This window comes from Pseudodesulfovibrio piezophilus C1TLV30, from assembly GCF_000341895.1.
Taxonomy (GTDB): Bacteria; Desulfobacterota; Desulfovibrionia; order Desulfovibrionales; family Desulfovibrionaceae; genus Pseudodesulfovibrio; species Pseudodesulfovibrio piezophilus.
Map to the genome: position 1 here is coordinate 1088059 of NC_020409.1, position 9981 is coordinate 1098039.

Sequence of the window (9981 nt, forward strand, 5' to 3'; positions counted from 1 at the left end):
CATGGGAGAGAACACAACCACCAAGCCGCAGTTTTCCGTGATCATCCCCGTGTATGACGAAGCTGCGAACATCAATTCGACCATAAACCACGTCGCCGAAGTCGCACAGTCACATACTGTTGAAATTATTGTCTGCGATGGTGGGCCTGGTCATGAGACCATCGCGGCCATTGAGACACCTGGCGTCATTACGATACCCTCCAAACCCGGCAGAGGCATTCAACTCAATACCGGAGCAGCTCACGCATCGGGAGAAATCCTGCTTTTTCTCCATGCCGATACCCGACTGCCTTCCACCGCATTTCAAGATATTGCGCACGCCCTCAGTGGAGCCTCTGTCGCAGGAGCTTTCAGTCTTGCCATAGATTCTTCCTCTATAGAACTCAAAATCATTGCATGGTTTGCCAATCTCCGCTCCCGCCTGGAACGGCTACCCTATGGAGATCAGGCTCATTTTGTTCGAACGGCAGTTTTTCGCTCCCTTGGAGGCTATGCGCCCATTCCGATCATGGAGGATGTTGCTTTTTTTAAACAAATCAATCGGCAAAGATTGCCCATAAGTATCCTGGCGGGTAAGGTGACGACATCATCGCGACGGTGGGACAAGGAAGGAATGGTGCATCGCACCCTGACAAATTGGTGGCTCCGTCTGCGATATGCCATGGGCGCACGCCCCGAGGACTTGGTCAGGCACTATCGCCCTCATGACAGCGAGGCTGGTCAATGAAGGACTGTTTACTCTTTTTTACAAAATTCCCGGAACCCGGAGCCGTCAAGACTCGTCTTGCCGAAGATTCCTCGCCGGAACTGGCAGCGGAATTTTACAAAACCTTTGTCGAGGAAAAACTCGCTGAATTAGCCGAAGCATGCCGGACCGAAATAATTGTCTGCTTCGCACCGGAGCAAGCACGACTGCAAATGAAGGACTGGCTCGGTACACGGCAACGCCATCTCGCACAAAAAGGGTCAGACCTGGGGCACAAAATGGAAAACGCCTTCCGCGAGGCTTTCTTCATGGGGTATGAACGAGTTCTTCTGGCCGGAAGTGATATTCCGGGACTTTCACCTCGCATTGTTGAAGAAGGCATCGAAGCGCTGACCCCCGAGACAGCCTGCCTCGGCCCGGCTGACGATGGCGGATATTACTGTATCGGTTTTCATAAATCGCGCTTTCTGCCGGAAGTCTTCCACTCCATGCACTGGAGCACCGAGGATGTTGCCCAACAGACTTTATCACGTATGGAAACACAAGGACTGGCAGTACATACGATGGAGACACTTGAGGATATCGACACCATCGAAGACCTCGAAACCCTGACCGCTCTGGGGACATCCGGACCACTTGGCGAAAAAGCACTGGCAATGGCCAGAAAATTGACAGGATTATAACTCGTTACAACGGAGATTCTCATGGGATTTATTGACAAGGTTCTCGGCAATGCCTCTGAAATGAATATCAGCGACATGCAAAACGACTTCGACCCCATCCTGGCTCCGGGGGAAAGCATTGTCATGGCGTACAAGATTATTCGCGACCTCTTCATTTTTACCGATAAAAGGCTGATCCTCGTCAATAAACAAGGCATAACCGGTAAAAAAGTCGATTATCATTCTCTGCCCTACAAATCGATAACGCACTTCGCCGTAGAAACAGCCGGGCATTTCGATATGGACGCCGAGCTCAAAATATGGCTTTCAGGAATGCATGAACCTATGACCAAGGAACTCAAGCAAGGTACGGATGTCGTCGGCGTGCAGCGTATGCTCGCCCAATACATACTATAGGAACTCTGGCAGGGGGGCACAGAACTGTTACGCCCCCTCCTGAAACCTTGTCTTGAATTTCATACGGAGAAGTGAAATAGTCCCCGCCCATGAACAGAACAGAACCCTACCTCGACGAGGACGGCACTCTTATCATTCCCTTCGAGTGCACAGATCATACTCACAAGTATTGGAAACAAGAAGGCAAATCCATATCAGAGATCCTCACAAACCTTGGTGTTGATGAAGAAACATGGGCCAAATATACCCACAAAAAATTCCCGGATGCCACCCCAGAAACCATTTCGGAAGATTAAAGATCCACGTATCCGACTTGCCCGGATGCCCTGGATAACCTACAAGACCCGCATGCGTAACGACCTGCTGAAACACTGGTGCATTTTTTCAAGCCCATTACTCCTGATGCTGCTGGCTCTCTGGATCGGAATCGGACCGGAAGCCAATATCGCCGTTTTTTTTCACGACCACCGGGCGACCCATCCCCTCCTCAAGGGGATTCTCACTTTTGTTACCGATTGGAGCAATCCGGCTTTTTATGTATTGTATGCTGGAATGTTAATGCGAGCCTTTCGTAGCAATAATACCGAAAAGAAACGGTATCTCTGCATCCTTTTCAGTGTCCAGTTCGTTGTTTCCGCCCTGTGTGTTCACTTTATCAAATTCACTGTTGGCCGTCCGAGACCCGGACAGGGGACGTATTTCGAACCCATGACAGCTCGCGGCAGCTATCATTCGCTGCCCTCCGGCCACACCTCGGAGATCACAGGATGGGCATTGCCGCTCGCCTTCAGACAAAAGCGGCACTGGTTGACGTGTTTTCTCGCGCTGTTCATCGGCTTGGTTGGCTTCTCCCGTGTCTATCTCGGCTGGCATCACCCAAGCGACGTTTTCTTCGGCTGGCTGTTAGGCAGCTTCGTCGGCTTTGCAACTTCTGTCATCACAGCTTCCTCGCTTTTCAAGGGAAAAGCGGCTTAAGCACCACAAAGGCTCATCATGAAAGCAATTGCTTCCCGGATATGGGGTTTCCTTGAAGATCATCCATGGTTGACCATGATTGTCGCCGTTTTTGCCCAAACATGGTTTACCATGTGTAATCGCGCACTCTGGTTTTCCGATGAGGTTCGCTATGCCAATGCCTACCAGAACCTTGTGGAAAAAGGGAACTGGATGGTCCTAGCACTCAACGGCCAACCTTACCCGGACAAGCCCCCAGTCTATTTCTGGTTCCTGTGGCTCCTTGACACAGTGACTCCGGCAGATATGCCGACGGTCTTTTCCCTTGGCGCAGCTCTCTCAGGGCTCTTTTTTCTGATGGCAAGCTACATTCTGGCCCGAACATTGAAATTCAATCGTTCTGTCAGCCTGACAGGTATTCTGGTTCTCCTCTCAACGTTCTTTCTGGTCGGCCTTTTCCACTATTCCCGCATGGACTTGATGTTTACCGCACTCATCGTGCTGAGTCATGCCTGCCTGTTTCGTGCACTGCAGCAGGAAGATCAGGGACGATGGCCCCTCTACGGATGGCTGTTGGCAGGAGTGGCGACTCTGGTCAAAGGTCCCCTCGGCTTCATATTCCCGTTATTGACATGTCTGCTCTACCTCCTTTGGAAAGAAGAGATTCGCCGACTCTTCACTCGCCAAATGGCCTGGGGAATAGTCAGTATGCTCGGGTTGCTTGTAGCGTGGATTGCCGGTGTCATCCTGACGGAAGGCCCTTCTTTCCTCCTCAACACAGTCCTTGGTAAACATGTCCTGCAACGTGCCACCCATACTTTCCATCATCGCGAGCCGATCTCCTACTACTTCATAGCCTTGCCCCTGGCCTGTTTGCCCTGGACGTTGTTCGCTTTTGTCGCTCCTGTAAAAAAACTTTTTTTGCCCCAGCATTGGCGCACGCTCTGGACCAACCGCAAGGAAGCAGGCCCCCTCTCGTTCCTGTGGATCATGTTTGGTGCAACATTCATCTTCCTCTCATGCCTGAGCGGCAAGGTACTTATTTATATTTTGCCAATGTTCACTCCCCTGGCCTTGCTCATGGCTGATGGCATGCCTCGGCTTGACGAAAAACACACCAATCGTTTCTGGACTCTGGTCGCGGGATTCTGGTGTGTGATGGGAGCAGGGTTGGTACTGGCGGGCGACCTGCTTCCCTTCCAGGTTCCTGTTCGCGGCATGGGTATCGCCGCTGTCACTCTCATGGCGGGGGGCGCGGCAATCATGGCGCTCCGAAAAACAGGGTTCAAGGCAGGTCTGATCTGCTCGACTCTCGCTGTCACACTCTGGCTCTACCCTGTAGGCGCACTGGTCGCCCCGTCACTGGATAATGCAATGAGCCCCCAACATCAGGGGAGCAGAATAGGAGAACTGATCACTGCCGGATACACTCCGGTGGCATTCAAGATTTACTCCGGCATTTTCACTTATTACGCTGGACATGACATCATTGAGACCGGGGACTGGGACAATCTCGACTCACTGATGACAAACAATGACAAGGTTGTTCTCTCCATTCGCGAAAAACACTGGAAACAATGGAAAGATCGCCCTGCCGATCTCAGAGTCGTTGACAGACAGGATATCGCAGGAATGGTCTACCTCGTCGTCATCAAAAATTGACACAGCTATCACGATTTCCCGGCCAGTCCATTCCTGAACTATTAGACAATGTCTAGAGAGTTGCGTAGAGTTCCAGGTCAGTCATGCTGAAACAGATGCGTCATATCCTTTTTGCCGGTTACATCGGACTGATGACCGGGTGTGCCGTTTACCCTGCCGTTCAAGTGGCAGGCGGCGCAATGACGGGCTATGATGCAGCCAATCTGGCTGACAGATATCTGCCTCGCGATTCCGTGGCTGGTGGTGAAATCTGCGGTAATGCTGATAAGATGCTTGAAAGACGCCTACGTGAACGTCTCAAATTCAATAATCTTCAGACCATCTCGGCCCATGTCGTCGCAAGACAGGCTTTTTTGATTGGCCGCGTCATCATGCGAAAGGATGCGGACCATGCCATAAAAATTGCCAGTGCAGTGCAAGGCATCAAGGTCGTCACTTGCAAATTCTACCCGATGGGGACCCCGAAACAAGCCATTGATGACTCCCACCTGCTCGCTCAGCTAACAAGTGCGCTCACGAGATCCAACATGCTTGAAACCGCCGACCTGCGCGTGGAAGTCATCCAGGGAAATGCCATTCTCATTGGCTCTACCGGGAGTTGGAATCAAAAAACAGCAGCAGTAGCCATAGCCCACGAGATTGGTGAAGTCCTCAATGTTATTGACTACATTGTGGTCACCCCCCCTTCTTCGCCGGAACAGGAAAACGAAGATATCGCAACCAACTGACAGGGAGACTGCACGAAAAAGCCCTGCCTCTTTCGAGACAGGGCTTATGAAGCAGATTGATTGGATCTATTCAGCGCATTCGAAAATACGCTCAAAAGTCTTGAGCACCTCAAGCCCATCCTTGCCCGTGATGGGAACTTCTGTCCCGTTACGTAAGGCTCCAAGGAACTGATTCAGTTCTTCCTTGACTGGCTCACGGAACATCAGAGGCCACTCTCGCACGGAGTAGGACTTGTCGTAAGTGGAAAATGCCGAGTATTCCTTGACTTCCTGGGTAATCAGATTGGCCTGGATATACTTTGATTCACAAGCCACATTGATTTTGCGTCCTTTGTACGGAGTAACCCAGTTGGTGGTAATATTGGCCAAGATACCGTTTTCCATTTCAGCAGTGATCAAAGCCGAATCCTCATGCTTGCCAAGAGTCGTAGAGGAAACCGCATAGACCGATTTGAATTCAGAACCCGTAAGATAGCGAATTAGGTCAATATCGTGAGATCCGAGATCCTTGATAACACCGACATCCTGAATGCGTGGCGGATAAGGACCGACGCGCTCGATCTGGATGGAGATAACGTCATCGCCAAGAAGTTCCTTGACCCGCTGCACAGCCGGATTGAAACGCTCCACGTGACCGACCATCAGGGAAATACCCATTTCCGCAGCCTTTTTGACCAGTTCTTCACCTTCTGCAGCGGTGGCGGCGAGAGGCTTCTCAATGATCAAATTAATTTTTTTCTCGATAATCTTGAGGCCAGTCTCATGATGTAGACTGGTGGGAACGCAGACGCTCATTGCGTCCAAGTCATTTTCCAATAACTCATCCAAAGTCGCATATGTCTTCACGCCAAATTGAGCTGCTACTTCTTCACGGGCCGTGGCGTCAACGTCAACCACCCCGACGACTTCAACATCAGCCATTTCGGTATAATTACGCAGATGGACACGTCCCATCCAGCCCAAACCGACGACTCCAACTTTTATCATAATACTTTCCTTTCTTTTGATGTCCGTCACAGTTTCCCTGCTCGCGCCGTTTCTACGCGCTCAGCAGGCGGTTTGCAACCTCATTAGCCCCATAATTCCCCCCTGGCTTGCGGCTCCTGCCCAGTTGAGGTACTAACTATCCATGCACACTGGCAATTCACATGGCCCCATTTGGATCAATGTCGGAGAAGCTTCCGGCGATCTGCACGGCGCAGAGCTGATCAAGGCACTCAAAGAGCAGGACCCTTCCGCCACATTCACCGGCATGGGCGGCCCTGCCATGAAACGGGAAGGCATGAATGCTCTTTTCGATATGAAGCTCATTTCACTGGTGGGCATCACGGAAATTCTTGGCGGACTCCCCAAGATACTCTTATTACTGAGGAAGATAAGAAAAAATCTGGCATATATCAAACCTCGCGCCATTATTCTGATCGACTGTCCTGAATTCAATTTCCGCGTGGCGAAGATAGCCAGGAAACTGAGCATCCCGGTCTATTACTATATCAGCCCACAAATATGGGCCTGGCGTTCCGGGCGGGTACACTTCTTGCGAAAGTATGTTCGTCGCGTGATCTGCATTCTGCCGTTTGAAAAGGCATTTTATGAAAAATTCGGTGTGGAGGTTGATTATGTGGGACACCCACTGATGGATGTTCTCCCCCTTGATCAACTTGACACACTCCCCGTTGAGGAAAACCGCATCGGCTTGCTTCCTGGCAGCCGGAGCAAGGAAGTGGCAACGCTGCTGCCCGAGTTCGCCTGCGCCGCACAGATTCTGAAAAAAGACCACCCTCATTTGACGTATGTCATTGTCCGCGCACCCGGTATGGACAAAGAACTTCTACAGGCTCTCTGGCCGGAAGACATTCCCGTGGAGATCGTCGAGCCAGCCACTCGCTATGAGGTATTCCGCTCCTGCCGATTCATCCTTGCGGCATCCGGAACCGTCACCCTGGAAACGGCTCTTATCGGCACCCCTGTCATTGTCGCCTATCAAGTCTCCCGATTCTCGGCATTCATCGGCAAACTGTTGATCAATGTTGAGAATATAAGCCTCCCCAACCTCATCTCGGAAAGAGAAATTTACCCGGAACATATCCAAAAACAGGCCACAGGCCCATACCTTGCCCAAACAGCAGCCCGATGGCTTGATGACCCAGAAACATACAAAGCAGTCAAAAATTCGCTTGGAGAACTCAGGTCATTGGTTGGTGCCCCCGGAGCAGCCATGCGAGCAGCAGGAATTATTCTGGATGATTTGGAGACTCTCTCGCCCCAAAGCTGAGAGGTCGCACAAACGCCCCCTGACCGCCATACTCCCGTAACCTCTTCCACGTAAATATCCATTGACACGAAATGACGGCTGCTTCAGCATATATGCTCTTTCATGGCTCTTTTTGACTTCTTAAAGAAAATTCATTTTCTGGACGGACACAACTCTTTATTGACCGATACCTCTCCATTCCCATCCGAAACGCCGGGAGCCTGTTCATGTACCAACAGCTCCCGGCGTTTTGCGTGACACGCAAAAACCACGGGTGCACACATGGCTTTCGCCCATCCTGCACGCTCATTTCCGCTCCTCGAAAAGAGGGAGGAACTCCCCGTATCCTTCCTTTTCCAATTCATCCTTCGGAACAAAACGAAGAGCGGCGGAATTCATACAATAACGCAATCCCGTGGGAGGAGGGCCATCATCAAAGACATGTCCAAGATGGGAATCTCCCATCCTGCTGCGAATTTCTGTTCGCACTGAAAAAAACGATCTATCCTGCTTTTCCACGATATTGTCTGCCACCAGAGGACGGGTAAAACTCGGCCATCCTGTTCCAGACTTGTACTTGTCACGAGAAGAGAACAACGGCTCACCAGAGACTCTGTCAACATAAAGCCCCTCAGCCTTGTTATCCCAATATTCATTTTCAAACGGAGGTTCTGTCCCTTTGTTCTGGGTGACATCATACTGCACCTCTGTCAGGAGTCGCCGTAAAGTCTCATCATCCGGCTTCACGAATGATCCCTTCTCTGGCGCACTCTTCCCGGCATTCTTGCCCCAAGTCTTATTCACATACTTGTCACGCCCGGAGAAATATTGATACGTCTTGTACCGAGCCGGACTCTTCTTGTAATAATCCTGGTGATACGCTTCTGCTTCATAAAAACTTGTCAAGGGAATGAGAGGTGTCACCACAGGCTTCCCCAAACGGCCTGAAGCATCCAAAGCTTCCTTGGATGCCTCGGCATCCCGGCGCTGACTTTCATCATGGTAGAAAATGGCTGATGTGTACTGAGCTCCTCTGTCTCCAAAAGAACCACCTGCATCTGTCGGGTCAAAATGCTTCCAGAAATAATCAATCACCTCACGATAGGTCACCAGGGTCGGATCAAAAGAGATCTGTACAGCCTCCCTGTGACCGGTTGTTCCGGAGGAGACCTGTTCATAGCTGGGATTGACCTCTTCTCCCCCGGCATATCCGGACACGACTTTGACCACACCGGGGAGCTTTTCCATATCAGATTCCACACACCAGAAACACCCACCGGCTACCGTGGCACTTTCAAGCTTCTTTGTCTCGGTCATGGAAGTCTCCTTTTCTGCTGCATACCCGGTATGAGCAAGAGCAACCAGCAACAGAGCTACCCCTGCAAGAGAAATACAATATGCCTTCAAGGACATGCCAGTCTCTCCTTAATTAACAATAGCTACTAATCTTATATCATAAAATAGAACTGCACAGCAGGTGTGTCAAGCAGGTGTTCAAAAAAGTGGTGCTCACACGAGGATATCAACACCCATAAATGAAGAACCTCCCATGCCGAAGATCACACCGCCGCCACAGAACAGGGCCGATGGAGGCAAGCTGGATTGAAACCACCAGGTCATGGCATCGGAATCAAGAGTCTGTTCTCTTTGTTTGGATGAAAGGGAGCGCTCGGCCACATCCACGAGTTTTCCGAGTTGTACCAGAGTATCGAACTCTTCAGAGACTTCTGCATCTGTGTCAAAATAAGCGTCAATGGCAGCTTTATCAGGATGATCACTCGACGCTGTGACAGAACCGGTTGTCGCATCAAATGAAAGGTGAAATGTTCGAGTCAAATCAACTCCCACAGCTTCCAGACCCCGTGTAACCGTCATATCCCATTTCGACTCCAACGCCGTGCGATACTCGGATATATCGGTAAAAGAAAGTCTGTTGCCTGCTCTTTTTGGAATACCTTCGAGTAATCGACGAATATGATCACGAGAGGATTTTTTTGCCTCGCTGCCGGTCTCCTGCCTCCTTTTTGACAGCTCGGCATCAAGAGAAAATTCCGCCTCATCATGGATCTTGCTCGGCTGCTTAAATGAGTACCCATACCCTTTATGTTCAATGGGTTGAGTCGACATGGGAACCTCCCGCCATATGCGCGATTCCGTACAGGACATTATAAGGCACTCATTTTGAAGCATGAAGCATACCAGATGCATTGCCTTCTGCCCGAAAACCGGGTTAAACTTGACCATAATCACCGTAAATCCTGACATCGGGAGGACGAGTCCATGACCCAACAGACATTGATAATCAGGGGAATAGATGTCGGTATGATCAAAAATCGTAATGAAAGCAGAGTTGCAGAACTTTTGCCCCAACTTATGGAAGAACATTATGTTGATTTCATTTTTGACCCCCTTGATATTCAGGATATTTATGCCCTGTCTCTCAATCTGATACCGGCCCACTACGCCCAAAAGGGGTCAATCGTTCTCTCCGATCGTCTCTCTGATTTCGAAATACGAAGCAGAATACGCGATGCCATCGAAAGAGTCCTCGACAACCCCACCAGGGCTGATCGTTCATAAAAGACAATGTTTTTTTGG

12 protein-coding genes are annotated in these 9981 nt (G+C 50.4%); 9 read left to right on the plus strand and 3 right to left on the minus strand.

Translation table 11 applies throughout. The features are described from left to right. Position 1 precedes the first annotated feature (1 nt). The 7 genes from BN4_RS05235 to BN4_RS05265 all read left to right on the plus strand — a co-directional run bounded on the left by BN4_RS05235 (position 2) and on the right by BN4_RS05265 (position 5129). Positions 2-727 carry a TIGR04283 family arsenosugar biosynthesis glycosyltransferase gene (locus tag BN4_RS05235; RefSeq protein ID WP_015414323.1) on the plus strand — a complete coding sequence of 242 codons (726 nt, stop codon included), beginning with the start codon at positions 2-4 and terminating at the stop codon, positions 725-727. Continuing rightward, positions 724-1389: a TIGR04282 family arsenosugar biosynthesis glycosyltransferase gene (locus BN4_RS05240; RefSeq protein WP_015414324.1), complete on the plus strand. Its 666-nt coding sequence runs from the start codon at positions 724-726 to the stop codon at positions 1387-1389. The genes BN4_RS05235 and BN4_RS05240 overlap by 4 nt, the downstream gene beginning before the upstream one ends. Positions 1390-1410: 21 nt before the next feature. After that, a complete protein-coding gene (locus BN4_RS05245; RefSeq protein WP_015414326.1) occupies positions 1411-1785 on the plus strand; it encodes a PH domain-containing protein in 375 nt (124 codons plus the stop codon). Between the two features lie 89 nt (positions 1786-1874). Further along, a complete protein-coding gene (locus tag BN4_RS05250; RefSeq protein WP_015414327.1) occupies positions 1875-2081 on the plus strand; it encodes a hypothetical protein in 207 nt (68 codons plus the stop codon). Between the two features lie 52 nt (positions 2082-2133). Then, positions 2134-2760 carry a phosphatase PAP2 family protein gene (locus BN4_RS05255; RefSeq protein ID WP_041720662.1) on the plus strand — a complete coding sequence of 209 codons (627 nt, stop codon included), beginning with the start codon at positions 2134-2136 and terminating at the stop codon, positions 2758-2760. 18 nt (positions 2761-2778) lie between these two features. Further along, the gene (locus tag BN4_RS05260) at positions 2779-4401 is read left to right on the plus strand and encodes an ArnT family glycosyltransferase (RefSeq protein WP_015414329.1); all 1623 of its coding nucleotides are present in this window, start codon (positions 2779-2781) and stop codon (positions 4399-4401) included. Between the two features lie 83 nt (positions 4402-4484). Continuing rightward, positions 4485-5129, plus strand: coding sequence for a BON domain-containing protein (locus tag BN4_RS05265; protein ID WP_015414330.1), 645 nt, complete (start codon positions 4485-4487; stop codon positions 5127-5129). 66 nt (positions 5130-5195) lie between these two features. Here the strand turns inward: BN4_RS05265 and BN4_RS05270 are convergent, their stop codons facing one another. Then, positions 5196-6116, minus strand: coding sequence for a Gfo/Idh/MocA family protein (locus BN4_RS05270; protein WP_015414331.1), 921 nt, complete (start codon positions 6114-6116; stop codon positions 5196-5198). Between the two features lie 142 nt (positions 6117-6258). On the opposite strand from BN4_RS05270, the gene lpxB reads away from it, so the two are divergent. Next, the gene (gene lpxB / locus BN4_RS05275) at positions 6259-7404 is read left to right on the plus strand and encodes a lipid-A-disaccharide synthase (RefSeq protein ID WP_015414332.1); all 1146 of its coding nucleotides are present in this window, start codon (positions 6259-6261) and stop codon (positions 7402-7404) included. A 285-nt stretch (positions 7405-7689) separates the two neighbouring features. Here the strand turns inward: lpxB and msrB are convergent, their stop codons facing one another. Next, positions 7690-8796 (minus strand): peptide-methionine (R)-S-oxide reductase MsrB, encoded by a 1107-nt coding sequence (gene msrB, locus BN4_RS05280; protein ID WP_015414333.1) that lies wholly within the window; start codon positions 8794-8796, stop codon positions 7690-7692. 96 nt (positions 8797-8892) lie between these two features. After that, on the minus strand, positions 8893-9510 hold the full coding sequence (locus BN4_RS05285; RefSeq protein ID WP_015414334.1) for a hypothetical protein: 618 nt from the start codon (positions 9508-9510) through the stop codon (positions 8893-8895). A gap of 153 nt (positions 9511-9663) precedes the next feature. Here BN4_RS05285 and BN4_RS05290 point away from each other — a divergent pair, with 153 nt between their 5' ends. Next, positions 9664-9963 (plus strand): late competence development ComFB family protein, encoded by a 300-nt coding sequence (locus tag BN4_RS05290; RefSeq protein WP_015414335.1) that lies wholly within the window; start codon positions 9664-9666, stop codon positions 9961-9963. Positions 9964-9981 lie beyond the last annotated feature (18 nt).